The organism is Leisingera sp. S232, assembly GCF_049800895.1.
In the GTDB taxonomy this organism is placed as follows: domain Bacteria; phylum Pseudomonadota; class Alphaproteobacteria; order Rhodobacterales; family Rhodobacteraceae; genus Leisingera.
Window position 1 is genome coordinate 78,751 of record NZ_JBNAFX010000004.1, and the last position, 25,997, is coordinate 104,747.

23 protein-coding genes are annotated in these 25,997 nt (G+C 60.3%); 18 read left to right on the plus strand and 5 right to left on the minus strand.

The window, feature by feature from the left end; translation table 11 throughout:
* The first annotated feature begins 436 nt into the window (after positions 1-436).
* Together dnaA and rarD are read left to right on the plus strand one after the other, a co-directional pair.
* The gene (gene dnaA / locus ACP151_RS04610; protein WP_424977686.1) at positions 437-1,852 is read left to right on the plus strand and encodes a chromosomal replication initiator protein DnaA; all 1,416 of its coding nucleotides are present in this window, start codon (positions 437-439) and stop codon (positions 1,850-1,852) included.
* A 182-nt stretch (positions 1,853-2,034) separates the two neighbouring features.
* On the plus strand, positions 2,035-2,937 hold the full coding sequence (gene rarD, locus ACP151_RS04615) for an EamA family transporter RarD (RefSeq protein ID WP_424977687.1): 903 nt from the start codon (positions 2,035-2,037) through the stop codon (positions 2,935-2,937).
* Positions 2,938-2,943: 6 nt separating this feature from the next.
* Here rarD and ACP151_RS04620 read toward each other — a convergent pair whose 3' ends face one another.
* Together ACP151_RS04620 and rbfA are read right to left on the minus strand one after the other, a co-directional pair.
* Positions 2,944-3,693, minus strand: coding sequence for a phosphodiester glycosidase family protein (locus ACP151_RS04620; protein ID WP_424977688.1), 750 nt, complete (start codon positions 3,691-3,693; stop codon positions 2,944-2,946).
* Positions 3,690-4,085, minus strand: a complete 396-nt coding sequence (rbfA, locus tag ACP151_RS04625) for a 30S ribosome-binding factor RbfA (RefSeq protein WP_019295139.1) — start codon at positions 4,083-4,085, stop codon at positions 3,690-3,692. Before rbfA ends, ACP151_RS04620 begins: the two co-directional genes overlap by 4 nt.
* A gap of 86 nt (positions 4,086-4,171) precedes the next feature.
* Between rbfA and dapB the strand changes: the two genes are divergently transcribed.
* Positions 4,172-4,981 (plus strand): 4-hydroxy-tetrahydrodipicolinate reductase, encoded by an 810-nt coding sequence (gene dapB / locus ACP151_RS04630; protein ID WP_424977689.1) that lies wholly within the window; start codon positions 4,172-4,174, stop codon positions 4,979-4,981.
* 164 nt (positions 4,982-5,145) lie between these two features.
* Here the strand turns inward: dapB and ACP151_RS04635 are convergent, their stop codons facing one another.
* Positions 5,146-5,337 (minus strand): DUF1674 domain-containing protein, encoded by a 192-nt coding sequence (locus tag ACP151_RS04635; protein ID WP_424977690.1) that lies wholly within the window; start codon positions 5,335-5,337, stop codon positions 5,146-5,148.
* 78 nt (positions 5,338-5,415) lie between these two features.
* Between ACP151_RS04635 and ACP151_RS04640 the strand changes: the two genes are divergently transcribed.
* The 10 genes from ACP151_RS04640 (at position 5,416) to ACP151_RS04685 (ending at position 18,648) form a co-directional block, all read left to right on the plus strand.
* Positions 5,416-6,678, plus strand: a complete 1,263-nt coding sequence (locus ACP151_RS04640; RefSeq protein WP_424977691.1) for an RsmB/NOP family class I SAM-dependent RNA methyltransferase — start codon at positions 5,416-5,418, stop codon at positions 6,676-6,678.
* 100 nt (positions 6,679-6,778) lie between these two features.
* Positions 6,779-8,521, plus strand: coding sequence for a heparinase II/III family protein (locus ACP151_RS04645; RefSeq protein WP_424977692.1), 1,743 nt, complete (start codon positions 6,779-6,781; stop codon positions 8,519-8,521).
* A gap of 23 nt (positions 8,522-8,544) precedes the next feature.
* The gene (gene purH, locus ACP151_RS04650) at positions 8,545-10,134 is read left to right on the plus strand and encodes a bifunctional phosphoribosylaminoimidazolecarboxamide formyltransferase/IMP cyclohydrolase (RefSeq protein WP_424977693.1); all 1,590 of its coding nucleotides are present in this window, start codon (positions 8,545-8,547) and stop codon (positions 10,132-10,134) included.
* 13 nt (positions 10,135-10,147) lie between these two features.
* Positions 10,148-10,630, plus strand: coding sequence for a signal peptidase II (lspA, locus tag ACP151_RS04655; protein ID WP_424977694.1), 483 nt, complete (start codon positions 10,148-10,150; stop codon positions 10,628-10,630).
* Positions 10,631-10,686: 56 nt separating this feature from the next.
* Complete coding sequence (locus ACP151_RS04660) at positions 10,687-11,208, plus strand: DUF3035 domain-containing protein (RefSeq protein ID WP_424977695.1); 522 nt, start codon at positions 10,687-10,689, stop codon at positions 11,206-11,208.
* Between the two features lie 166 nt (positions 11,209-11,374).
* A complete protein-coding gene (locus ACP151_RS04665) occupies positions 11,375-12,718 on the plus strand; it encodes a M16 family metallopeptidase (RefSeq protein ID WP_424977696.1) in 1,344 nt (447 codons plus the stop codon).
* On the plus strand, positions 12,715-14,034 hold the full coding sequence (locus tag ACP151_RS04670; protein ID WP_424977697.1) for a M16 family metallopeptidase: 1,320 nt from the start codon (positions 12,715-12,717) through the stop codon (positions 14,032-14,034). Before ACP151_RS04665 ends, ACP151_RS04670 begins: the two co-directional genes overlap by 4 nt.
* A 245-nt stretch (positions 14,035-14,279) precedes the next feature.
* On the plus strand, positions 14,280-16,424 hold the full coding sequence (gene pnp / locus ACP151_RS04675) for a polyribonucleotide nucleotidyltransferase (protein WP_424977698.1): 2,145 nt from the start codon (positions 14,280-14,282) through the stop codon (positions 16,422-16,424).
* A gap of 88 nt (positions 16,425-16,512) precedes the next feature.
* Positions 16,513-17,379 (plus strand): glycosyltransferase family 2 protein, encoded by an 867-nt coding sequence (locus ACP151_RS04680; RefSeq protein WP_424977699.1) that lies wholly within the window; start codon positions 16,513-16,515, stop codon positions 17,377-17,379.
* Positions 17,380-17,430: 51 nt separating this feature from the next.
* Complete coding sequence (locus ACP151_RS04685; RefSeq protein WP_424977700.1) at positions 17,431-18,648, plus strand: rhamnan synthesis F family protein; 1,218 nt, start codon at positions 17,431-17,433, stop codon at positions 18,646-18,648.
* Between the two features lie 5 nt (positions 18,649-18,653).
* Here ACP151_RS04685 and ACP151_RS04690 read toward each other — a convergent pair whose 3' ends face one another.
* A complete protein-coding gene (locus ACP151_RS04690) occupies positions 18,654-19,304 on the minus strand; it encodes a peroxiredoxin (protein WP_424977701.1) in 651 nt (216 codons plus the stop codon).
* Between the two features lie 309 nt (positions 19,305-19,613).
* Here ACP151_RS04690 and ACP151_RS04695 point away from each other — a divergent pair, with 309 nt between their 5' ends.
* Positions 19,614-21,053: an aldehyde dehydrogenase family protein gene (locus ACP151_RS04695; RefSeq protein ID WP_424977702.1), complete on the plus strand. Its 1,440-nt coding sequence runs from the start codon at positions 19,614-19,616 to the stop codon at positions 21,051-21,053.
* Between the two features lie 271 nt (positions 21,054-21,324).
* Here the strand turns inward: ACP151_RS04695 and ACP151_RS04700 are convergent, their stop codons facing one another.
* On the minus strand, positions 21,325-21,978 hold the full coding sequence (locus ACP151_RS04700; RefSeq protein WP_424977703.1) for an RluA family pseudouridine synthase: 654 nt from the start codon (positions 21,976-21,978) through the stop codon (positions 21,325-21,327).
* A 152-nt stretch (positions 21,979-22,130) separates the two neighbouring features.
* On the opposite strand from ACP151_RS04700, the gene truB reads away from it, so the two are divergent.
* From truB to rpsO, 4 genes are all read left to right on the plus strand, one after another.
* The gene (gene truB, locus ACP151_RS04705) at positions 22,131-23,060 is read left to right on the plus strand and encodes a tRNA pseudouridine(55) synthase TruB (protein ID WP_424977704.1); all 930 of its coding nucleotides are present in this window, start codon (positions 22,131-22,133) and stop codon (positions 23,058-23,060) included.
* A gap of 654 nt (positions 23,061-23,714) precedes the next feature.
* The gene (locus tag ACP151_RS04710; RefSeq protein WP_424977705.1) at positions 23,715-24,224 is read left to right on the plus strand and encodes a DUF1643 domain-containing protein; all 510 of its coding nucleotides are present in this window, start codon (positions 23,715-23,717) and stop codon (positions 24,222-24,224) included.
* A gap of 133 nt (positions 24,225-24,357) precedes the next feature.
* Positions 24,358-25,347 carry a calcium-binding protein gene (locus ACP151_RS04715; RefSeq protein WP_424977706.1) on the plus strand — a complete coding sequence of 330 codons (990 nt, stop codon included), beginning with the start codon at positions 24,358-24,360 and terminating at the stop codon, positions 25,345-25,347.
* A gap of 164 nt (positions 25,348-25,511) precedes the next feature.
* Positions 25,512-25,781, plus strand: coding sequence for a 30S ribosomal protein S15 (rpsO, locus tag ACP151_RS04720; RefSeq protein ID WP_024088374.1), 270 nt, complete (start codon positions 25,512-25,514; stop codon positions 25,779-25,781).
* Positions 25,782-25,997 lie beyond the last annotated feature (216 nt).

Consider the following 25,997-nt stretch of genomic DNA (forward strand, 5'->3'; position numbering starts at 1 on the left):
AGATTCTTTGCCGCCAAAGTCAGAGTCAATATCATAGTTTCATTGCCGCTGACCCCCTCGAATTGCTACCACTGTTACAGCGATTCACTCGCTGGGGGGACAGGCTGCTTGCGGCGATCTTGACGGGCATCAAGGTTGCCAAGTTGCCCGGCACAGCGCGCATTCACTGCGCACTTCTTGCCGGGAACCACTGCTGTATCAGTTATGGTCAGCGGCCTTGTCTCAATTGTGTGCGATACTGTTCGTAACGGCGGATCTGCCGCATTATGCGGTTTCATTTGCTGTTTCTGGCGGACGTCAAGCCTTCGGGTAATGCGGCCACTGCTGGCCCGCACACAGTAACCCTTTGCGTGAATGCCCCCCGGGTGATTGGGGGTAAGAATAGAATTGGCCCGGCAAAGGGGCCGCTGCTTTTTGGGGATGCGTGAGGCGCAGCATGACAGAAGAAAAATGGGGACAGCTCAGAAACCGGCTGTTGAATACGGTCGGCCAGAACAATTTCACGACCTGGATCGAGCCTCTGGAATTTGATGCCGTTGATGGCGGGGTTGCCGTCTTCAAGGTGCCGACAAATTTCATGGGCAACTATGTAAGCCAGAATTTCGCCGATCTCATCCTGCATGAGCTGACGATGTCTGGTGAGCAGGTGCAGCGTCTGGCGTTCCGGGTGGCGGCGAACAGCCCGGTCCGCCCGGTCGAGCCCGCAACAGCCGAAAGCTCGGTTGGCAGTGCAGATGGGAATGCGACCGTCATGACTTCAACGGTAGTCTCTGCGGGTTCCACTTCCTCTGGAAAGGACACTCTGGAGGCCCTCCAGGCGGCACCGCTGGATCCGCGGTTCACCTTTGACAGCTTTGTGGTCGGCAAGCCGAACGAGCTGGCTCATGCTGCTGCGCGCCGCGTCGGCGAGGGCGGTCCTGTCACTTTCAACCCGCTGGTCCTGTATGGCGGCGTCGGTCTGGGTAAAACCCACCTGATGCATGCCATCGCCTGGGAGCTGAAGGAAAAGAATCCATCGCTGAATGTGCTGTATCTGTCGGCAGAGCAGTTCATGTACCGCTTTGTGCAGGCCCTGCGTGAGCGCAAGATGATGGATTTCAAACATCTGTTCCGCTCGGTCGACGTGCTGATGGTGGATGATGTTCAGTTTATTGCCGGCAAGGATTCCACACAGGAAGAATTCTTCCACACGTTCAATGCACTGGTGGATCAGAACAAGCAGATCATCATCTCTGCCGATCGGGCGCCGGGTGAGATCAAGGATCTGGAAGACCGGGTGAAATCCCGCCTTCAGTGCGGCTTGGTGGTGGATCTGCATCCGACCGATTATGAATTGCGCCTGGGTATTTTGCAGACCAAAGTGCAACAGCAGCGCGAGACCTATCCGGACCTGCGTATCGCCGATGGCGTGCTGGAGTTCCTGGCGCACCGGATCTCGACCAACGTACGCGTGCTCGAAGGTGCGCTGACCCGGCTGTTCGCTTTTGCTTCGCTGGTAGGCCGCGAAATCGACATGGATCTGACCCAGGACTGTCTGGCCGACGTGCTGCGCGCCTCTGAACGCAAGATCACCGTCGAGGAGATTCAGCGCAAGGTCTCCGAATATTACAATATCCGGATGTCCGACATCATCGGTCCCAAGCGCCTGCGCTCCTATGCGCGGCCTCGTCAGGTGGCGATGTATCTGTGTAAGCAGCTGACCAGCCGCTCTCTGCCCGAGATCGGCCGCCGGTTCGGTGGACGCGATCACACCACAGTGATGCATGGCGTCAAACGGATCGAGGAGCTGAAGCTCACCGATGGCCAAATCGCCGAAGACGTGGAAATGCTGCGCCGGTCCTTGGAAGCCTGACGCGCATCCGCACCCCAAAGTCTGACTTGCGGCTCCGGTATCCGGAGCCGTTTTTTGTCCGCACTCGGCTGTTTGAATGCTGTGCTGTGACCCATAACTCTGCTGAATGCCGGACATCACAGAAAACGAAGTTCCAAAACGCGCAAAACCGGCCATAACAGTGCCATGCACAGGAGCGCCGCATGACACAGCAATCCCCTGGAAACATGGACACCCCCCGCGGGCTGGCGTTTGCCATCTCGGCGTATCTTCTGTGGGGTTTCCTGCCGCTTTACCTAAAGGCGCTTTCGCATATTCCTGCCGCTGAAATTGTCATCCACCGGGTGATCTGGTCGGTGCCGGTGGCAGGTGCGCTGTTGATCATTCTGCGCCGGACCAAGGATTTGCGTGCGGCTCTGAAAAACCCTCGGATGCTGGGGATGGCCTGCGTCACCGCAGCGCTGATTTCCATCAACTGGGGGATCTACGTCTGGTCGATTGCTGCCGGGCGGGCACTGGATGCAGCGCTGGGTTACTACATCAACCCGCTGTTCAGCATTGCGCTTGGTGCTCTGCTGCTGGGCGAAAGGCTCAGCAGGGCTCAGCTTGCTGCAGTCGCTTTGGCAGCTGCCGCGGTGGTGGTGCTGACGCTAGAGGCCGGCCGGGTGCCCTGGGTGGCTGTTGGTTTGATGCTGACTTGGGGGTTTTATGCCTTCTTCAAAAAGTCACTGCCGATCGGTCCCAATCAGGGCTTCCTGCTGGAAGTGCTGATTCTACTGCCGCCTGCGCTGGGTTACTTTGGGTATCTTACTGTCACCGGCAGCAGCAATCTCGGCACGTCTCTCTCCGATACGGCGCTGCTTCTGGGCTGCGGTGTGGTCTCTGCGGCGCCGCTGATCCTCTATGCCAATGGTGCCAAACTGGTGCGGCTGTCGACAATGGGAATCCTGCAGTACATTCCGCCCACAATGATCATGCTGGCCGCCGTGCTGCTGTTTGGCGAGGAATTTGGTCGTGCCCGGATGATTGCTTTCCCGATGATCTGGGCGGCGCTGGTGATCTATACCGTGTCAATGATAAGGCAGATGCGGAAACGGGCAGGTTAAAGGGGGTTATTCGTCCGAAGATGCTTCTTCGACCACTCCCACCACGGGTCCCATCATAAAGCCCGCATCGCTGCGCCCCAGCTGCGGCGCGTGCAAGCGTGAGATATTGCCGTCGAAATAGAGTGCATTGGGCAGCTTCAGGTGGTCCCGGAACAGGCTGCCGAATTGGTGAAAGGTCACCGCATTGCGCGAGATGGCAAAGACCGCACGGCTGCCGTCCGCTGAGGTGCCAACACCGTTGCGTACGTAGTAACTGTCCGAATCGGGCAGGAACCGCGGATGCAGTTCCCCGTCGATCACCAGCATCGGGCCTGACTGGGTGGCATGGGTGCAGACAGGGGACAGATCCTGAAAGGCCAGCGTTTCAAACACATCAGCCCGGCCTTTGCGGATGCAGAAGACACCATTGGGCAGCAGGCCGAAATTGCCGGGGCCCGCATTGGTTACCAGTCGCATCGCCTGACCACCCTCCTCGATATAGAGGCCGACGGGGGAGCGGTTGGTGTGATACATGCCGGCATTGGTTGCAAAGGCCAGTGCCTTGCCTTCCCCGGCCAGCGCCTCTTCCAAAGAGGAAAAATGCCCGTAAACCTGCCCCTCGCCATCTTTCAGGAACAGCCGCAACTGCTCCTTGGATGCGTCAACCTCGCAAATCGAGTAACGATTTCCAGCATAGGCCGCATCGCTGCACTCCACTGCATAAGCCGCCGGAGCAGCCCAAAGCGCAGCCAGCAGCAAAGCAGCCCGGCGAATCACTCTTCCACGTCGCGGCGCACCGCGTCCTGGGACAGCATCCGGCGGGTTTCGTCCATCTGGTCGAAGGTTTCGTCCAGCCGGAACCGCAGGTCGGGGGTGAACTTCAGCCCCAGTTTCTTGCCGACCATGCGGCGCAGCTCGCTCTTATTGCGGGCCAGCAGCTTCAGCACATCCTCCTGCCCCTTGCCGCCCAGCGGCAGCACAAAGGCAGTGGCGATTTTCAGATCCGGCGAGGTGCGCACCTCGCCAACGGTGATCGACATGCGGTTCAGGTCCGGGTCATGCACATCACCGCGTGCAAGCACTTCGGACAATGAACGGCGGATCAGTTCGCCGACGCGAAGCTGGCGCTGGGAAGGCCCGGGGCCGTCGTGGAATTTGTTCTTAGCCATATTCCCGATCTATGCCGGATCGCAGGCTTTGCCAAGCACTGCCCGGCGATGTAGGACAAATCCAGCTTGAACAAGGGAATTGGCCAATGACTCACAAACCAGGGATCGTGATTACCGGCGCATCGGGCCGTATGGGGCAGATGCTGATCAAGACGGTGCTGGAAAGCGACAAGGCCACGCTGGCCGGAGTGGTGGAGCGTGAGGGCCATGACTGGGTCGGCCAGGACGTTGGGGACGCCATGGGCGGCACGCCGGTTGGTGTCACCGTGACCGCGGATGCACTGGCGGCATTCTCCAAGGCGCAGGCGGTGATCGACTTCACTGCGCCTGAAGCAACGCTGGCCTTTTCCAAACTCGCGGCCCAGGCCCGCGCGGTGCATGTAATCGGCACCACCGGCATGACGGACGCGCAGATTGCCCAGCTGGAACCGGCGTCGCGCCATGCGGTCATTGTGCGTGCGGGCAACATGAGCCTGGGTGTGAACCTTCTGGTGCAGCTGACCAAAAAGGTCGCCGCGGCCCTGGATGAGGATTTCGACATCGAGGTGATAGAGGCACATCATCACCACAAGGTGGACGCACCCTCCGGCACCGCGTTGATGCTGGGCGAAGCTGCCGCCGAGGGGCGCGGCGTCAAACTGGCGGATGTGCGTGATTCCGGGCGCGACGGCATCACCGGCGCCCGCAAGCGGGGCGATATCGGATTCACCGCTATCCGTGGCGGCGACATCGTGGGGGAGCATGACGTGCTGTTTGCTGCGGCAGGGGAACGGATCGTGCTGCGCCACCTGGCCACAGACCGCGCCATTTTTGCCCGCGGTGCGCTGAAGGCCGCGCTGTGGGGCCAGGACAAAGGGCCAGGGCAGTACGATATGATGGATGTTCTGGGGCTCTAAAAAGAAAAAGCGGTCCTTCGGCGCCGCGGCCACGCTTCTCACCGTAACTGCCGTCTGACGGGCAGTGGGCACAAGTACTTGGGGAAGATGAAAGAGTGAAACGCCCTGTTTTCATCTTTCTGGAAATACTCCGGGGGTGCGGGGGCTGGCCCCCGCCGAACCCCTTAGAAATCGACGGCGAGACCCTTTTTCTCCCAGTCACCATAACGCGCAGGGTCGGGGCCGTCGCGACCGCCCAGCTCCCTGGGGCGAGGCTCCTGCGCATCAGCGGCCTTGCGGCGTTCTTCGGCTTCGGCCAAGGCCCGCAGGGCAGCAGGCGGCAGGTCTTTTTTCTCGGGTGAAGTCTCGTCGCTCATCGCGGGTTCCTTTATGCTCGCGCCATGATATACGCCCCTGTCCGGCGCAAACAACCCGGCGCCTGTAGGAGTTGCCAGATGTCCGATGCCAATCACGCCCGCCGCACCGCGGTCTACCTGCTGGATCAGGTCCTGGGAGAGGGGCGTCTTCTGGCGGAATGCTATGCTGCAGGCGCATTGGAAAAGTTGCCGCCGGAAGACCGCGCGCGGGCACAGCGGCTGGCGGCAGAGACCCTGCGCAGCTTGGAGCGCGCTGACCGGGTACTGAAAAAGCATCTGAAGAAAACGCCGCCGCTGACCGTCATGAACGCACTTCGGCTGGGCACGGTGGAACTGTGTTCTGGCGGCGCCGCGCATGGGGTGGTGAATGCCGTGGTGGCGATTGTCTCCAAACATCGACGCCATGGCCAGCTCAAGGGGATGGTCAATGCCGTGCTGCGCAAAGTGGCTGAAACCGGCCCCGCAGAATGGGCAAAACTGCGCACACCACGCTTGCCGAACTGGCTGCGCAAACCGCTGGCGCAGGCCTGGGGCGCAGAGGCGATGCTGGGAATCGAAGCAGCTCATGCGGCGGGCGCGCCGCTGGATATCACCGGCAAGCCCGGGACAGATCTGAGCGCGCTCGGCGGGGAAAGCCTGCCGTCCGGATCGGTCAGAATCGCCAGTGGCGGCCAGGTATCGGCGCTTCCGGGATATGAAGCAGGCGATTGGTGGGTTCAGGATGCAGCGGCAGCGCTGCCCGCGCGGATTTTGAGCGTCCAGCCGGACGAGCATGTTTTGGAGCTTTGCGCAGCACCGGGTGGTAAGACCATGCAGATGGCGGCGGCAGGTGCCAGGGTGACTGCAGTTGATATCTCGGAAAGCCGCATGACGCGGCTGAGGGAAAACCTGGAGCGCACCAAGCTGGAGGCAGAGCTGATTGTTGGCGACGCATTGGAGCAGCAAGGGCAGTACGACGCCGTACTGCTGGATGCGCCCTGCTCGGCCACCGGCACCATCCGGCGGCACCCGGATCTTCCGCAGGCCAAAGATGGCAGCGAGTTTGGGGAATTGATCGAATTGCAGGCGCAGATGCTGTCGCATGCCTGGTCGCTGGTAAAGCCCGGCGGACGGCTGATGTTCTGTACCTGCTCGCTGCTGCCAGACGAGGGAGAGTGCCAGGTTGAAGAGGCGCTTGATATGTTCCCGGAGATGGCGGCTGACCGCGAAGCGCTGTTGGTGCCGGGTGTCGACCCGGAATGGATCACGGAAGAAGGCGGGTTGCGCCTGCGTCCGGACTATTGGCCGGAACGCGGCGGCATGGACGGTTTCTACATGGCCCTTCTGCGTAAAATGGCGTGACCCCGCGGCGCCTTCGGCATTCGCCGGTGACTTGCGCCGCACCCCGCGCTATGCTCCTGCCAAAACGCCCTGGTAAATCCCCGGCGCGAGGCAGAAGAGCATGTCCACTTATGACAGAATGGCCGGCCGTGGCACCCGGCTGCTGAACCGCTACTACGCCTGGCGTGCGCGCAGCCAGGCGGCTGCCACCGGCTTTGTTTCGCAGCCAGAGCCGCGCACCATCGGCAGTTTTGCCCGTGGGCGTCAGCTCGTGGCGGGGAATTTGCTGTTTGCCGGCTATCTGGTCGAATCGCCCGATACCGGCTTGTGGGAAGTTGCCCCGCCTGACGCTGCCTTTGACGCGGAACGGCATGGATTTGCCTGGCTCGACGATTTGGCGGCAGTCGGGGATTTCAAAGCTCGAGCAAAGGCGCAGAAATGGGTCTGGGGCTGGATTGAACAGCATGGCCGCAGCAGCGGGCTGGCCTGGCTGCCGGATTTGACGGGGCGGCGGGTAATCCGCTGGATCAACCACGCACTGTTTTTGCTGAGCGGCAAGGATAGGGAAGAGACCGAGGCGTTTTATGGTTCGCTGGCGCGGCAAACCTGGTATCTGGCGCAGCGCTGGAAAGGGGCAGCCCCAGGTCTGCCGCGTTTTGAGGCACTCTGCGGGTTGATCTACGCAGGCCTGGCCTTGCAGGGGCGCGAGGAACTTGCTGATCCGGCTGTCCGGGCGCTGGCTGCGGAATGCGATGCGCAAATCGACGGGCAGGGCGGTCTGCCGACCCGCAACCCAGAAGAATTGCTGGAAGTGTTCACTCTGCTTACCTGGGCTGCCGCCGCTCTGAATGAAGCGGGGCGAATGGTGCCGCCTGCCCATCTTGCCGCCATTGAAAGAATCGCGCCGACATTGCGCACTCTGCGTCACAGTGATGGCGGATTGGCACGGTTTCACGGCGGCGGTCGCGGCCTGGAAGGGCGGCTGGATCATGCGCTGGCTGCCAGCCATGTGGCAGAGCGCCACGCAGACGGGCTGGCAATGGGCTTTGCCCGGCTGTCGGCACGGCGCACATCGGTGATAGTAGACGCCTCGGCCCCGCCCAAGGGCGCAGCATCCTTTAACGGCCACGCTTCGACACTGGCGTTTGAACTGACTTCAGGGCGGCGGCCGCTGATTGTGAATTGCGGATCGGGCGAATCCTTTGGCGTGGAATGGCGCCGCGCCGGGCGGGCGACGCCGTCACACAGCACCCTGTGTATCGAAGGCCATTCCAGCGCCCGGTTGTCAGAGCCCAGTAAGACAACTGGCCACGAGCAGCTGATTGCAGCACCGGATGAAGTGCTGCTGGATGTTTCCGATTTGGCGGATGGTTTCCGGTTTCAGGGCGGGCACAATGGCTATGCCGGGCATTTCGGCCTGACGCATGCCAGAACCCTTGATTTGTCATTTGATGGCCGCGCGCTGGCAGGTGAAGATATGCTTCTGGCGCTCGAAGATCCGGCCAAGGCCCGTTTTGACAAGGCCAGCAGCAGCAATCCGCATGGCGGTGTCAGCTTTGATATCCGTCTGCATTTGCACCCGGAGGTGGACGCAACCCTTGACTTGGGCGGCGCAGCAGTATCCATGGCGCTTAAGAGCGGGGAAATCTGGGTGTTCCGCCATGACGGCGCCTGCCAGCTGCGGCTGGAGCCAAGCGTTTTCCTGGAGAAAACCCGCTTGAAGCCGCGTGCGGCAAAGCAGATCGTTTTATCCGGGCGGGCAATGGGATATGCCACCCGCGTCCGGTGGACGCTCAGCAAAGCGCAGGAAACTGCCGTTGCCGTGCGAGACCTGAACCGGGACGACCCCGAGACGTTTGACTGAGCCTTTAAAGGACCTGCCCTGCCATGACCGACCTTCACCCCGTACGCCGTGCGCTGCTTTCCGTATCCGATAAGACCGGCCTGATTGAGCTGGGCAAGGCGCTGGCTGCGCGCGGAGTTGAACTGCTGTCGACCGGCGGCTCCGCCAAGGCGCTGCGTGATGCGGGCCTGACGGTCAAGGATGTGTCGGAGGTGACCGACTTCCCGGAAATGATGGACGGCCGAGTGAAAACCTTGCATCCGATGGTGCATGGCGGGTTGCTGGCGCTGCGTGACAACGACACCCATGTTGCCGCAATGGACGAGCATGGCATTGGCGCCATCGACCTGCTGGTGGTGAACCTCTATCCGTTCGAAGCGGCATTGGCGCGTGGCGCCGAGTATGACGAGATGATCGAGAACATCGACATCGGTGGCCCGGCAATGATCCGGGCAGCCTCCAAGAACCATCTGTTTGTGAACGTGGTGACCGACGTTCAGGACTACGAGGCTCTGCTGGCAGAGCTGGACGCCAACGACGGTCAGACCTCCTATGCCTTCCGCCAGCGCCTGTCGCAGACCGCCTATGCCCGCACCGCGGCCTATGACGCCGCAGTGTCGAACTGGATGGCTGTTGCCATCGAAGAGCAGACCCCACGCCGCCGCGCCTTTGCCGGCGAGCTGAAGCAGACCCTGCGCTATGGCGAGAACAGCCACCAGGAAGCGGCTTTCTACACAGATGGCTCGAACCGCCCGGGCGTCGCGACCGCCGTGCAGCTGCAGGGCAAGGAACTGAGCTACAACAACATCAACGACACTGATGCAGCCTATGAGCTGGTCGCGGAATTTGATCCGTCTGACAGTGCTGCCGTGGCGATCATCAAACACGCCAACCCCTGCGGTGTGGCCAAGGGCGCGACCTTGGCCGAGGCCTATCAGAAAGCGTTCGATTGCGACCGTACGTCGGCATTCGGGGGTATTGTGGCGCTGAACCAGCCGCTGGATGCGGACACCGCAGCCAAGATCACCGAGATCTTCACCGAGGTGGTGATTGCGCCGGGGGCTTCTGATGAGGCCAAAGAAATCTTTGCGGCCAAGAAAAACCTGCGCCTGTTGCTGACTGAAGGCCTGCCCGATCCGCGCAAACCCATCACGGCCTATAAACAGGTGGCCGGTGGCATGCTGGTGCAGGACAAGGACGTCGGCTATGTCGGCATGGACGACCTGAAGGTGGTGACCGAAACGGCGCCGACCGAGGCACAGATGCAGGACCTGCTGTTTGCCTGGAAAGTTGCCAAACACGTGAAATCCAACGCCATCGTCTATGTAAAGGACAACGCCACCGTTGGCGTCGGCGCAGGCCAGATGAGCCGTCTGGACAGTGCCAATGTGGCAGCTGCCAAGGCAGGCCGCATGGCCGCCGAACTGGGGCTGGAGGAAAGTCTCACCAAGGGCTGCGCGGTGGCATCCGACGCCTTCTTCCCCTTTGCCGACGGTCTGCTGGAAGCCGCCGCCGCAGGCGGAACCTGTGTGATTCAGCCGGGCGGTTCGATGCGCGACGACGAGGTGATTAAGGCCGCCAATGACAAAGGCCTGGCGATGGTCTTTACCGGCATGCGCCACTTCCGCCACTAAGCAGAGCGAAACAATGGCAGCACGTTGGATGATTTGGGGCGCAGCCCTTTCTTTCCTGGCGGATCAGGCCAGCAAATACCTGGTGATCCACTGGATGGGGCTGGACCAGCGTCACCGGATCGACGTGCTGCCGCCGTTTCTCAATTTTCGCTACGGCGAGAATACAGGCATCAATTTCGGCCTGTTCGGCGGAGGTGATGACAGCGCGCGCTGGATCCTGATCGGGCTGACCCTGGCGATTTGTTCTGCCCTGGCAGTATGGATTCTGCGCGGGCAGACCAAATCCTTTGGCATGCAGCTGTCGGCCGGTTTGGTGATCGGCGGTGCCTTAGGCAATGTCGCAGACAGGCTGCTCTACGGATATGTGCTGGATTTCCTGAACACATCTTGCTGCGGTATTCAGAATCCATTTGTGTTCAACGTTGCGGATGTCTTCATCTTTGGCGGCGCAGCCGGTTTGATTTTCTATGACGGGCGCCGCGAAAAGCCTGCGTAGACCTCGCTGGGCAATTGCGTTAAAAGCGCTGGGAAACAGGCAGGAGTTTTGGGGCGATGAAGATCCCGTTCGGAGTGATAGTTCTGGCTTGCGCGCTGGCGGTGTCCGGCTGTGCCAAGAAAGGACTACGTGTTCTTCAGAAGCCGGGCAGCGGTCCGGATGAGTTCCTGGTCCTGCCAACCAATCCGCTAAGCGCACCGGAAAACTACAGCAGCCTGCCGACACCGACGCCTGGCGGCAGCAACCTGACCGACCCGAACCCACAGGGCGAGGCGGTTGTTGCTTTGGGCGGAAAACCGGCTGCATTGGCTGCGACAATCGGTATCCCGTCGGGCGATGCCGCGCTTGTCACCGCCTCTAGCCGGTATGGTGTTGAGCCGGAAATCCGGGAAAATCTGTCTGCTGCAGATGCAAAATTCAGGCATCGCAACCGCAACCTTGGCCGGATTAAGATTGTTCCTGTTGACCGATACGAACAGCTCTACAAGAAACAGAGCATCGACCCGTTTGCTGTCAGCGAACAATTTCGCAAGGCTGGTGCAGCGACACCATCTTCCCCGCCTGAAGAAGAGTCCTGATCCTCACTTTTCTGCCAGCTAATCTTGCAAGACGCCAGCAGCAGCGTAGGTTGACAGCAGTCTTTCTGCTGGCAAAGCGCAGCCATTTGTGGCTGCTATAAGCTAAAAGAGCAGTAACAGCACCGGCCTGGGCAAAGGCAAGGATGCAGAATTTGGAGGATGCCAGATGATCCAGAGGATCACATTGGCCGCCGCAGCGGTAATCGCAGCCCTGTCTTCACCCGCGCAGGCGGACGAACAAACAGTCACTTCCTTTACCCTGAGCAACGGTATGGAAGTGGTGGTGGTCGAAGATCACCGCGTGCCGGTAGTACAGCAGATGGTGTGGTATCGTGCAGGCTCTGCAGACGAGCCGCCGGGCCAATCAGGTGTTGCGCATTTTCTCGAACATCTTTTGTTCAAGGGGACCGACAAGCTGGCCCCGGGAGAGCTTTCGGCGACAGTGCGTGCCAATGGCGGCCAGGACAACGCTTTCACCAGCTATGACTACACGGCCTATTTCCAGCGCGTCGCGGCTGACCGTCTGGAGCTGATGATGCAGATGGAAAGCGATCGGATGACCAATCTCCGCCTCAGCGAGGAGGACATCGTCACCGAGCGCGAGGTCATTCTGGAGGAGCGCAATCAGCGTACAGACAACGATCCCGTGGCGCTGTTCCGAGAGCAGCTGCAGGCGGTGCAGTACCTGAACCACCGGTACGGCCAGCCGGTGATCGGCTGGCGCCATGAAATGGAGAGCCTGGACATGGGAGATGCGCTGTCATTCTACCAGACTTACTATGCCCCCAATAACGCAATTCTGGTGGTTTCGGGCGATGTGCAGCCGGATGAGGTCAAGGCACTGGCCGAGAAGTATTATGGGGTGATCCCCGCCAATCCGGATCTGCCGGAGCGGTTTCGCAGTCAGGAGCCGCCGCAGACAGCTGCGCGCCGCTTGACCTATGAGGATCCGCGCGTGGCACAGCCTTATGTGCAGCGGTCCTATCTGGCGCCAGAACGGGACAGTGGCGATCAGCAGAAAGCTGCAGCACTGTTCCTGCTGGCGGAACTTCTGGGCGGCGGTAATACGTCCTTCCTGGCGAATGCGCTGCAATTCGACCAGCAGGTTGCGGTCTACTCCGGTGCCTTCTATTCCGGCAGCACGCTTGATGATACAGCGTTCACCCTGCTGATTGTGCCTGCCGAAGGCACCAGCATGGAGCAGGCAGAGGCGGCTTTGGACAGCACTATTGCGCGTTTCCTGGAGGAAGGCGTGGATGAAGCCCAGTTGGAACGGATCAAGTTGCAACTGCGCGCTGCCGAAATTTATGACCGCGACAACGTGAATGGCATCGCCAACCGCTACGGCCGGGCGCTCAGCATCGGGTTGACGGTGCAGGATGTGCAGGATTGGCCGAAGATCCTCCAGTCGGTCACGGCGGACGAGATCATCGCCGCCGCAAATGAAGTCCTGCGACCGGAAACCTCGGTGACGGGATGGATGACGCGCAGCCAGGAGGTGACCCAATGACCCTGTTGAAGTTCATCTCAGCTGCCCTGTTCGCATGGCTTCTGGCGCTGCCTGCCTGGGCTGAAATCAAGATCCAGGAAGTCACCTCTCCTGGCGGCATTACGGCCTGGCTAGTAGAGGATCACTCAATACCCTTTGCCGCATTGGAGCTGGGCTTCCGCGGCGGTACCTCGCTGGATGCGCCGGGCAAACGCGGCGGAGTCTATCTGATGACAGGGCTGCTGGAGGAGGGCTCTGGCGATCTGCCTGCGCAAGAGTATGCACGCGCGCTGGAATCCCTTGCGGCTGAGTTCAGTTACGACGCTGACAGGGATTCGGTTTCCATATCCGCCCGCTTCCTGACGGAAAACCGCGACGATGTTGTTGAACTGCTGCGTCAGACTCTTTTTGAGCCGCGGTTCGATCAGGATGCCTTGGACCGGGTCCGGGCCCAAGTGCTGGCGGGGCTTCGCTCTGATGCCAAAAGCCCAAGCGACATTGCGGGCCTCGCTTTTGCCAGAATGGCCTATGGTGATCATCCCTATGGCAGCAATGGCAAGGGCACATTGGAAACTGTCGCAGCACTGAGCCGCCAGGACATTTTTGACGCATATGAGGCGGTGTTTGCCCGTGACCGGCTCTATGTCAGTGCTGTCGGTGATATCACAGCTGATGAGCTTGGTGATTTGCTGGACGACCTTCTGGGCGCGCTAAAGGATAATGGTGCGCCGATTCCCGGCCCTGCAGAAGTGATGATTGAGGGCGGCGTGACTGTCGTTGATTTCGAAACCCCGCAATCAGTTGCGCTGTTTGGCCAAAAGGGCATCGAGCGGGAGCATCCGGATTTTTTCACCGCTTTTGTGATGAACCAGATCCTGGGTGGTGGCTCTTTTGAAACCCGGCTGATGGCAGAGGTCCGGGAAAAACGTGGGCTGACCTACGGTGTGTATTCCTATCTCGTGCCGCGCGATCTTGCGGCGGTTTATATGGGGTCGGTTGCCTCTGCCAATGGCAAGATGGCTGAGGCTGTGGAGGTGATCCGCGCAGAATGGCGCCGTATGGCAGAGGACGGGGTGACCGCTCAGGAATTGAAGGATGCTCAGACTTATCTGACCGGCGCCTATCCGCTGCGGTTCGATGGGAACAGCCGTATTGCTTCGATTCTGGCGGGCATGCAGATGGATGATCTCCCGATCAGCTACGTGAAAACCCGCAATGACCGGATAAACGCCGTCACACTGGAAGACGTCAAGCGGCTGGCCGCCGATTTCCTTGATCCGGACGGGCTGCATTTCACCATCGCAGGCCGTCCTGAGGGCCTGGAATCCACCAACTGATGCGGTGCAGGCGCAGTTCAGCGCCTGCCTGTAGCTCTTGCACTGCGCGCCGCCACCTAGGGCTTCGGCGTGCTGTCGCTTGCCCTTCCATTTTATCTGAAACTCCTGTAAGGGCGGGCATGTCTGAGACGATGTGCCAGGGCCCCGGCACGCGAAAGAAAGATAGGTGGGGCCGGCGGCAATGAAGCCGCCACGCAAACGGGAGACCCGGAGGGCCGGGAGTGCTCCCAATTAGGATACGCTAGATGTTTAACGTTTCGAAAAAATCGATGCAGTGGGGCGAGGAAACGCTCACTCTGGAAACCGGCAAGGTTGCTCGCCAGGCGGATGGCTCCGTGATTGCCACCCTGGGCGAAACCTCGGTCATGGCCAACGTGACCTTTGCCCGTCAGCAGAAGCCTGGCCAGGACTTCTTCCCGCTGACCGTGCACTACCAGGAAAAATACTATGCTGCGGGCAAGGTGCCCGGCGGCTTCTTCAAGCGCGAAGCGCGCCCGACCGAAAAAGAAACCCTGACTGCGCGTCTGATCGACCGTCCGATCCGCCCGCTGTTCGTCCCCGGCTTCAAGAACGAAGTTCTGGTGATGTGCACCGTGCTGAGCCACGATCTGGTCAATGACCCGGACATGGTTGCGATGATTGCTGCCTCCGCTGCGCTGACCCTGTCGGGCGCACCGTTCATGGGTCCGATCGCAGGCTGCCGTGTTGGTTTCGAGGACGGCGAATACGTGCTGAACCCGACCGTCGACGACATGCAGGATCTTCGCCTGAACCCCGAACAGCGTCTGGATCTGGTTGTTGCCGGCACCAAAGACGCCGTGATGATGGTGGAATCGGAAGCTTACGAACTGACCGAAGCTGAGATGCTGGGTGCGGTGAAATTTGCGCATGAGCAGATCCAGCCGGTGATCGACCTGATCATCTCGCTGGCCGAAGAAGCCGCAAACGAGCCCTTCGACTTCACTCCGCCGGACTATTCCGAGCTGTATGAAGCCGTGAAAGCTGCAGGCGACGCAGATATGCGCGCGGCCTTCGCTGTCGCAGACAAGCAAGAGCGCACCGCCGCTGTTGCCGCTGCCCGCGAAACCATCAAGGCAGCGCTGAGCGATGAACAGCTGGAAGATGCGAACCTCGGTTCCGCGCTGAAGAAGCTGGAAGCCGGCATCCTGCGCGGTGACGTTGTCAAAACCGGCAAGCGTATCGACGGCCGCAAGACCGACGAGATCCGTGACATCGTCTCGGAAACCGGCCTGCTGCCGCGGACCCATGGTTCTGCCCTGTTCACCCGTGGCGAGACCCAGGGCCTGGTTGTGACCACGCTGGGTACCGGCGATGACGAGCAGTTCATCGACGCGCTGCATGGCAACTTCAAATCCAACTTCCTGCTGCACTACAATTTCCCGCCGTATTCGGTTGGTGAAGTCGGCCGTGTCGGGTCTCCGGGCCGCCGCGAAATCGGCCACGGCAAGCTGGCCTGGCGTGCGCTGCAGGCGGTTCTGCCGGCTCCGACCGACTTCCCTTACACCGTGCGCGTGGTCTCCGAGATCACCGAATCCAACGGCTCCTCCTCGATGGCTTCTGTCTGCGGCGGCTCGCTGTCGATGATGGATGCGGGTGTGCCGCTGAAAGCACCGGTCGCCGGTGTTGCGATGGGTCTGATCCTGGAAGACGACGGCTCCTACGCGATCCTGTCCGACATTCTGGGTGACGAAGACCACCTGGGCGACATGGACTTCAAAGTGGCGGGTACCGAAAACGGCATCACCTCGCTGCAGATGGACATCAAGGTTGCAGGCATCACGCCCGAGATCATGGAGAAAGCCCTGGCCCAAGCCAAAGACGGCCGTATCCACATCCTCGGCGAGATGAGCAAAGCCCTGACCGAAGCGTCCGAATTCTCGGTCCACGCTCCGCGCATCGAGACCATGCAGATTCCGACCGACAAGATCCGTGAAGTGATCGGTTCCGGCGGTAAGGTGATCCGCGAGATCGTTGAAGTGTCCGGCGCCAAGGTCGACATCAACGACGATGGCGTGATCAAGATCGCCAGCCCGAACGGCGAAGCCATCAAGAAGGCCTATGACATGATCTATTCGATCGTGGCAGAGCCGGAAGAGGGCCAGGTCTACACCGGCAAGGTCGTGAAGATCGTCGACTTCGGCGCCTTCGTGAACTTCTTCGGCAAACGCGACGGCCTGGTGCATGTTTCCCAGATCGAAAACCGCCGCCTGAACCATCCTTCGGACGTCCTGAAGGAAGGCCAGGAAGTGAAAGTGAAACTTCTGGGCTTTGATGACCGCGGCAAGGTCCGCCTGTCGATGAAGATTGTCGATCAGGAGACTGGCGAAGAAATCGCGCCGGAGAAAAGAGAAAAGGCAGAGCAGGACTAATTCCTCTCTGACCGCACATAAGCCCGGGGCGCGCCTGAAGTGCGCCCCGGGCTATTCAATTTCTGCCGGGACACTTGTGAGCCAGCTTATGACTTCCCGTATTTCCATCATCACGGTGACGTTCAATTCGTCGGAAATCGCAGCGCAGCTGCTGCGCTCTATTCCAGCCGGAGTCCCCGTTGTTCTGGTCGACAATGCGTCACGGGATGCGGAAAAAACCCGGGCTCTGGCCGCCGAACATGGCGCCCGCTTCATTGCCAATTCTGAAAACACCGGCTTTGGCCGCGCCTGCAACCAGGGGGCTGCGCAGGCGGATACCGAATTCCTGTTTTTCGTAAATCCGGACGCCGAGCTGTTTCCTGACACGCTGGAGCAGCTGCTGATGGCTGCTGACATCCATCCGGAAGCTTCCGCCTTTAACACGCGCATCGTCAAGGGAGATGGGTCGCTGTTCTTCAAGCGCCGGAGCAAGTTGATCCCCAGATCACTTTGGCTGGGCCGCGATGCCGCCAAACAGGACGGGGAAGTGCCGGTTCTTTCCGGCGGGGCGCTGTTAGTGCGCCGTTCCGCCTTTGAACAGGTTGGGGGGTTCGACCCCAAGATATTCCTGTTTCACGAAGACGATGATCTGAGCTTGCGCCTGAAATCAAAGTGCGGTCCGTTGCGGTATGTCTATGCTGCGCAAGTCCGGCATTTGCTGGGGCATTCCACCGAACGTTCCGCCAGAACGGCGGCACTCAAAGCGTGGTATATGGGGCAGTCGCGGGTCTACGCGGCGCGCAAGCATGGTCAGAGATTTGGGTTCCTGCGGGCACTTGGAGAGGCCGCGTTGCAGCTGATATCGCCGCTCAACCTCCTGTCGGCGCGCAAGCGGGCGAAGGCTTGGTATTACTTTCGCGCGATCCTCAGCAGCTGCCAGGCTCAAACTGCCGACAGGCTGCCGCCCTGGATTTAAGAACTGGCCTGAAAACGCTAGATCCTGGAAGACTATAAGAGGCCAGAGAAGATGAAACTGCCCCCGCTTTGGAAGATTACCAGAGAGCTGAAGCGCCCGCTGGCACAGCTAAAGCTTTTGCCCAGCCGGGTGGGGACTTTCCTGTTTGGCAACAAGTATTACGACTGGTTTCTGGCCAAGAACTCGCAGTGCACTGTGGGCCGCCTGGCGCATAATCCGCGGATTGCTGTTTATCTTATTTTTCCCAGCCAGGGTGTTCTGGCGTCGCATGTCGAAGCTCTGAAATACCTCGTTTCCTGCGGCTATGCACCTTTGGTGGTTTCAAACTTGCCGCTTACTGACGGCGACCGCAGCAAGATTCTGGACCGGTGCTGGCTGTGCCTGGAACGGCCCAATTACGGTTACGACTTTGGTGGATACCGTGACGGCATCTTGCTGGCAAAGGAGAAGTCCGCGCGGATTGACCGGCTGGTTCTTCTCAACGATTCCTCGTGGTTCCCGCTGCCAGGGGCGCAGGACTGGCTGGTGGAGGCGGAAAAGACCGGGCTGGACTTTACCGGGGCGGTATCGAATTACGGCCATCCTCGTGTGGATCCAGAGGATTTCCGGAGCATCCAATGGGGTTACAGCACCTCCCATCGAAATTTCCACTATTGTTCCTTTGCGCTGATGATGTCGGGCCGGTTGATGGCTGACCCCAAATTTGTCAAATTCTGGCAACGTTTCCCGCTGACCAGCGACAAGAAGGTGACGGTGCGCCGCGGAGAAATCGGCCTGAGCCAGTGGATCACGTCCAGTGGCTACAGCCATGGCATGACCAGCGATCCTGGCCTTCTGGACCAGCATCTGGCCGGATTTTCGCAAGAGGAGCTGCAAGACGCTGTCCGCAATGCGGTTTTGCTGGAGCGCCCACGGCTGAGTGCGCTCAGAGACCGACTTCTGGCAGAGAAAGCACCGGCTGAAGCCTTGAGAGATTTTTTGCTCACTGCCGTCGCGCTCCAGGGGGCCAGCTATGTGCAACCGGAACTGATGCGCCGTCTATTCGGAACCGCTTTCTTGAAAAAATCCCCATGCTGGCTGGACGAAAAAGGGTCAGAAACGACCATCCGCTTTGCCCGCAGCCTGGACGGGGCGTTTGGTGCTGCCATCACCGAAGAAGCCGAAACTCTCCGCCGCGAAAAAGCACCGGATTTCCGGCTGTCTAAAACGGCTGCGTCCCGTCGAAACAAAGGCGGCTGCACAGGAGCTCGTGCGCAGCCGCCTGTTTGAGCGTGTTATTCCGGCGCTTTTGTTTTGCGCAGGTAGGGGAAGACGGTTTCGAACGCGCCGAACTTCGCTTTGGCATCTTCATTCGACACGGCAGGCGGGATGATCACGTCTTCGCCCGGCACCCAGTTGGCCGGAGTGGCCACGCCTTTGGTCGACATTTGCAGACCATCCAGCGCCCGCAGGATCTCGGCAAAGTTGCGGCCTACGGTCATTGGGTAGGTCATCGACAGTTTCAGCTGTTTGTCGGGGCCGATGATGAAGACCGACCGCACGGTGGCGCTGTCTGCAGGGGTGCGGCCGTCAGGCAGATAAGCGTCTGCAGGCAGCATGTCATACAGTTTGGACACTTCCAGGCTGCCATCAGCGATGATCGGGAAGCCAGCTGCGGCATTGCCGTAGCTTTCGATGTCTTTCTTCCAGCCCTTGTGCTCTTCTACGCCATCGACGGAAACACCGATGACCTTTGTGTTGCGCTTGGCCCATTCGTCATTCAGCTGTGCAACGGCCGAAAACTCAGTGGTGCAGACCGGGGTGAAATCTTTGGGGTGGGAAAACAGAATCGCCCAGCTGTCGCCGATCCAGTCGTGAAAGGTAATGCTGCCCTGATCAGTTTCAGCAGTGAAGTCCGGAACCACGTCATTAATGCGCAAACCCATGGCATTTTCCTCCTAGTCAGGTTGTTGTGTCGGGTTGTTTTCTTTTCCTGGCGGTTTTCGAGTCGCTCAAAAGCGTCCCAGGTGTTCTGCTGCGACGATACAGTCCTCAGCCTGGGATGCCACGTAAATTCTGCAAATTCCTTATGCAGCAAGCTGTTGCAAGGTTCCAATATGCGGTGCTGACCGACATGCCCATAATTTGATCAAATCACGCAACCAAAGCCTCTTGCCCCCCCGTCGGCCTAGTGACACAGTGACCGCCAAACCGGCTGAGGGCCGGGCAAGAACATCTGAATTGGGAGAGCCCAGATGATCGAGAAACGCGACTTTTACATCAACGGCCAGTGGGTCGCCCCCTCTGCCACCAGTGATTTTGAGGTGATCAACCCCTCGACTGAAGACCCCTGCGCAGTGATCTCGCTGGGGGCCGAAGCTGACACCAACGCGGCCGTTGCCGCGGCCAAGGCCGCGCTGCCGGGCTGGATGGCCACCCCGGTGGAAGAGCGCATCGCGCTGGTCGAAAAGCTGGTCGACGTCTATGAAGCCCGCGCCGAGGATCTGGCCCAGGCGATGTCGCTGGAAATGGGCGCGCCGATCGACATGTCCCGGGCGTCGCAGGTTGGTGCCGGCAGCTGGCATCTGCGCAACTTCATCACTGCGGCCAAGGAGTTTCCCTTTGACGCACCGTTGAACGACCGCAGCCCGAACGACCGCATTATTCACGAGGCAGTGGGCGTCTGCGCCCTGATCACACCGTGGAACTGGCCGATGAACCAGGTGACGCTCAAGGTCGGTGCGGCGGCTGTTGCAGGCTGCACCATGGTGCTGAAGCCCTCAGAGCAGAGCCCTCTCAACGCCATGATCTTTGCCGAGCTGATGGATGAGGCCGGTTTCCCGGCCGGTGTCTTCAATCTGGTGAACGGAGACGGCCCGGGTGTCGGTTCGCAACTGACCACCCATCCGGATGTGGACATGATCTCCTTCACCGGTTCCACCCGTGCAGGCATTGCAATCACTCAGGCAGCGGCTCCGACGCTGAAGAAGGTGGATCTGGAGCTCGGTGGCAAAGGCGCCAATGTGGTCTTTGAAGATGCCGATGAAAAGGCAGTGAAGCGCGGCGTGCTGCACATGATGCAGAATACCGGCCAGAGCTGCAACGCGCCCAGCCGGATGCTGGTGCAGAACAGCATCTATGATCGCGTGGTTGCCGAAGCTGCGGAAGTGGCAGCCAATGTCGAGGTCGGCCCGGCTGACCGGGAAGGCCGCCACATTGGCCCTGTGGTCAATGAGCTGCAGTGGAACAAGATCCAGGATATGATCCAGGCGGGCATCGACGAGGGTGCCAAGCTGGTGGCCGGTGGCACCGGCCGTCCGGATGGGCTGAACAAAGGCTACTATGTAAAGCCCACGGTCTTTGCCGATGTGAACAATCAGATGACCATCGCCCGCGAGGAAATCTTTGGCCCGGTGTTGACGATCATTCCCTTTGAGAGTGAAGAGGAAGCGATCGAGATTTCCAACGATACGCCCTATGGTCTTACCAACTATGTGCAGACCCAGGACGGCGCCCGCGCCAATCGCATGGCGCGCGCTTTGCGCTCCGGCATGGTGGAGATGAATGGCCAGTCCCGTTCAGCAGGGTCCCCGTTTGGCGGCATGAAGCAGTCCGGCAAGGGCCGCGAGGGCGGCAAATGGGGTATCGAGGATTTCCTCGAAGTGAAAGCCGTTGGCGGCTGGGCTGCCGAGTAAGACCGCTGTTTTGAAAACGACTGAAAGCCGCCTGCCTGGGCGGCTTTTCTGTTTTAGGGCGTTAACAGCGGTGATGCTCCCGCGCCTGAGAGCTCCCCGGCTGCGCCGGGCTGCCCACCGGCTTGGGCGTGGCCCGTGCTGCGCACGGGCGGGGCGCGCACAAACTGAAAGCCGGGTCAGTTCCCGGGTGGTCATTTGCATCAGTATGACGCGCTGCAGCCTGACATGCAGTCCAGGATGGTGATGGCGCCGCCGTCCCCCGGAGCCTGCTTCAGAATTCAGGCTTCACCCGGAATTTCAGCGATTCGCCACTGTCCGGGTGCTTGATCCGCAGCTCTTCGGAATGCAGCATCAGGCGCGGATGCTCCAGTGCTGCACCGCTGGCATAAAGCGGGTCGCCAAGAATGGCGTGGCCCAGTGACAGCATATGCACCCGCAATTGGTGCGAACGCCCGGTTTTCGGCGTCAGCCGCACCCTTGTGGCGTCTTCTTCATACTTCATGACTCGCCAGTCGGTGACGGCTGGCTTGCCGGTCTCATGACAGACCATCTGCTTTGGCCGGTTTGGCCAGTCAACGATCAGCGGCAGATCGACAGTGCCGCTGCGCGGCTCCAGCCTGTCCGCCACCCGCGCCACATAAGCCTTTTTCGCGCTGCGTTTTTCGAACTGCATCGACAGATGGCGCTGCGCATGCGGCGTCAGGCCAAACACCATTACACCGGAGGTATCCCGATCCAGCCGATGCACCAGCAGCGCCTCGGGAAACACCGTCTGGATGCGGCTGATCAGGCAGTCGGCCAGATGGTCCCCGCGCCCCGGCACCGACAGCAGGCCGGCAGGCTTGTTCACGGCCAGAAGCTCGGCGTCATGGTGCAGGATCTCCAACGGCTCCTGCGGCGGGGTGTATTCGCTTGATACGGCCATGGGCGCCTGCCTAGCGCCACATGGTGCCGGGAGCAAGCACGGGCCGGTGATGTGGCAATGGGCGCTTCCCTCGGAACCTGAACATTTGCTAAATTGACACTGTCCCGGCGATCCGGTAACCGGCGCGCCTCACGTATACATGGGGACGATGCATGGCACGCAAACGCAAAGGGCGCGATATTTCCGGCTGGCTGGTGGTGGACAAGCCCGCAGGGCTGACCAGTACCGCGGTCGTGAACAAGGTGCGCTGGGCGCTGGAGGCCAAGAAGGCCGGCCATGCAGGCACCCTTGACCCCGAAGCAACCGGCGTTCTGGCCGTGGCGCTGGGCGAGGCGACCAAGACCGTGCCCTATATCACTGACGCGCTGAAGGCCTATACGTTCACCGTGCGGCTGGGGCAGGCGACCAACACCGATGACGCCGAGGGGGAGGTGATCGCAGAGAGCAGCGAGCGCCCCGCGGATGCGCAGATCAAGGAAGCGCTGCTGCCCTTCCTGGGTGAGATCATGCAGGTGCCGCCCAAATTCTCTGCGGTGAAGATTGATGGTCAGCGCGCATATAAGCTTGCCCGCGATGGCGAGGATGTGCAGATTGAGGCCCGCCCGCTCTGGGTCGAGGAGCTGATCATGCTGGACCGCCCTGACGTTGATCACGTGGTGCTGGAAATGACCTGCGGCAAGGGCGGCTATGTCCGTTCCATCGCCCGCGACCTGGGGGCGGCGCTGGGCTGCCACGCCCATGTGAAAGAGTTGCGCCGGATCTGGTCTGGCCCCTTTGATGCAGCTGAGGATGGCATTTCTCTCGAAGAGATTGGGCGTCTGGCCCGCACTCCGGATCTGGACCAGTACATTCGCCCGCTGGAGGAAGGCCTGGCGGATCTGCCGGAAATGAAATGCACCCCTGAGGGCGCAGTGAAACTGCGCAACGGCAATCCGGGCATGGTGATGCCGGGCGGCGATGAAGTGGACTACGGCGATGAAGCCTGGGCGTCTATGGATGGCCGGGCGGTTGCGGTTGGCGTCTACAAATCCGGCTCGCTGCACCCCAGCCGGGTGTTCAACCAGGGCGAAAATAATGGTTAACAGAGTGTGAGTTTTCAGGTCAGCATGTGTGACCGGATGTTTCGCGCGCGAAACATTGCGGCAGCATGACTGACCTATTTCTCGCAGGTGACTCTCAACCTTGGCTCCGCAGGGCTGGCCGACCCATTTTCCGAACACGGCGTCGTATTTCTGCGGGGTCAGAATGATACTGGCTTGGGCGCCATCCTCTGCGCTGATCGCATTGCCCGGCGCATCCCTCCAGCGGTTTTCATCAATGGATTGGTCGTCATATAAAGCAATACTGACCTCTGACTGATCCCCGGGCAATGTAACAATGGCAATGCCATCCATGCTGATCAGAGTGCTATTCCCGTCTCCGCCATCCTGGATGTCATAGGTGCCGACTGTGCCGGACAATGCGGTGATTTCGGGCTGCGGAGCGGGGGCTACGGGTGTTTCAGATTCGACCTGCTTCTCCGGTACAGCTTGTTCGCCGGTTTCTTCATCAGAATTGTCAGCCACGCCGAAACCGGCCGCCAAGGTGGAACCTGCAAGTACAAGAAAGATGAGAAGTTCCATTACGCGTACCTCCGTCAGGTCGAAGCCCGTGCGGCAAACATGTGCCCGAAAATCTGTTTCAAGATGCGGGAAGCTAGGTTGGAATACAGACCCGGCCGTTCTAGAACCGCTGCCATGATCATCCGCAGCCACACCAAGGGCGATGCGCCCTCAACCGCGGTCTATTCTGATTGCGAAACCTACCGCTACAGCCTGACCCGGGTGTGGGATCCGGAAGGGCAGCGGGTGCTGTTCGTGATGCTGAATCCTTCGACTGCAACCGAAGTTCAGAACGACCCAACCATCGAACGCTGCGAACGCCGCGCCCGTGCATTGGGGTTTGGCGGGTTCCGGGCGGCCAATATCTTTGCCTGCAGAGTCACCGACCCGCTAGAAATGCGCAGGTTGGACGAACCTGAGGGGGCGGAGAACATGGCGGCCATCCTTGAAGGCATGGCATGGGCCGATACGGTTATCTGCGCCTGGGGCACCCATGGCGAACATCGCGGCCAGGGCGCGCGGGTGGAAGAGGCGCTGCGGGCAACAGGCAAGCAGCTTCATCACCTTGGGCTCAGCAAGGCGGGCCATCCAAAACACCCGTTATACATCGCCTACAGCCAACAGCCACAATTGTGGCGGGAATGAAAAGGTTGCTGACCGGATCGATCCATTAACCGATGTTCCTGTTTTGTTTTGCGCTGTGCGGTGCAATCATGAGACTGTGCTTCCAATGAGTGTGATGTTTTGAGGGTGAGTAGCGATGTTGTGGCTGGCAGGCATGCTGGGACTTGTGGCGGTTGGTGGCGCGGTCTTGACAGAAACTGGGAGCGCTGATGACGAAGGCGACGGAGCATCGTTACTTCCGGAGGCTGAAGGCGACGGGTTGGGCGATGATTTCATCGAGCCTGGCGGTGATGCAGCGATGGTCGAGGTCAGCGAAGGCGACACAATAGCAGGGACCGGCGACGGCGACGTTCTGGCCGGCAGCGGGCAGGCGGATTGCATAAGCGGCGGCGTCGGTGATGACCAGATCGGCGGCTACGGCGGCGATGACTGGCTGGATGGCGGCGCGGGCAACGATGTGCTGCATGGCAACTCCGGAGAGGACAGTTTGCTTGGCGGTGGCGGCGGTGATCTGCTGCACGGCGAGGAGGGTGCCGATGTGCTGCAGGGCGGCGAGGGGGCGGACAGCCTTTATGGGCATTTCGGAGCCGACAGTCTTTTGGGTGGCAGCGGCGGAGATGTGCTGCATGGCGGCCAGGATCAGGACATGCTGGAGGGCGGCAGCGGCGCGGATTCTTTGCACGGAAATGACGGTGATGACAGCCTGAATGGCGGCGCAGGCCAAGATGCGCTTTTTGGTGGCACCGGCGACGATGTGGTCTCCGGTGCCGGGGACGGCGCAGAGCAGGATTTCGTGAACGGCGGCGACGGCGATGATACGCTGATCGCTGGTGCGGGGGATGTGCTGACCGGTGGAGAGGGCGCAGATCTGTTTGCAACCGGCAGCTGGACCGGCACCGCAGAGACTGTGCAGCTGATGGATTACAGTGCTGCAGAGGACCAGCTGGTGCTGGTGTGGGATTTCGAGAACGGCGCGGAGCCCTCGGTGGAGGTTCAGGCAAACCCGGATGCCGAAGATGAGCAGCTGATTCTGGTGGGTGGCGAACCGGTTTTACGTGTTTCCGGGGCCGAAGGCATGACGGCATCAGATTTGGTGCTGATCGACACCGCATCGGCAGCAGCTGCCGGGATGCTGCCGCAATAGGCTGGGCCAACTGGGCGCTACAGCCTATATATCCTTTGCCTTTGTAGAGGAAACATCATATATGCGCGCATCTGCTGCGATTCTGCGGCGGATTTCTCCATGGGCCTGTGCTGGACGACATCCCGGCCTGCGCCATCCACTCTAACCTTACGAAGGAGACCCCGATGTCGATCACAGCTGAAGAAAAAACACGCCTGATGAAAGAATTCGCAACCAAAGACGGCGACACCGGTTCCCCGGAAGTCCAGGTTGCAATCCTGACCTCGCGCATCAACACCCTGACTGAGCACTTCAAAACCCACAAGAAGGACAACCACGGTCGCCGTGGCCTCCTGAAGATGGTTGCTCAGCGCCGCAAGCTGCTGGATTACACTAAAGGCAAAGATGAGGCCCGTTACCAGGACCTGATCAAACGTCTGGGTATCCGCCGCTAATCCGCGCTTGACCCGGATTTTCAGCGCCCGTTCCTGTTCAGGAGCGGGCGTTTTCTTTTCTTCCAGCATCGTCAAACCGCGAAGTGCTCCCGCGCCCGCGGGCTCCCCGGCTTCGCCGGGCAGCCCTTGGCCTTGGGCGTGGCCCGTGCTGTGCACGGGCGGTTGCTGCGTGACGCAAGCCAAGCCTTGGGGGGCGGGCGGTTGCCCCGGAAGAAA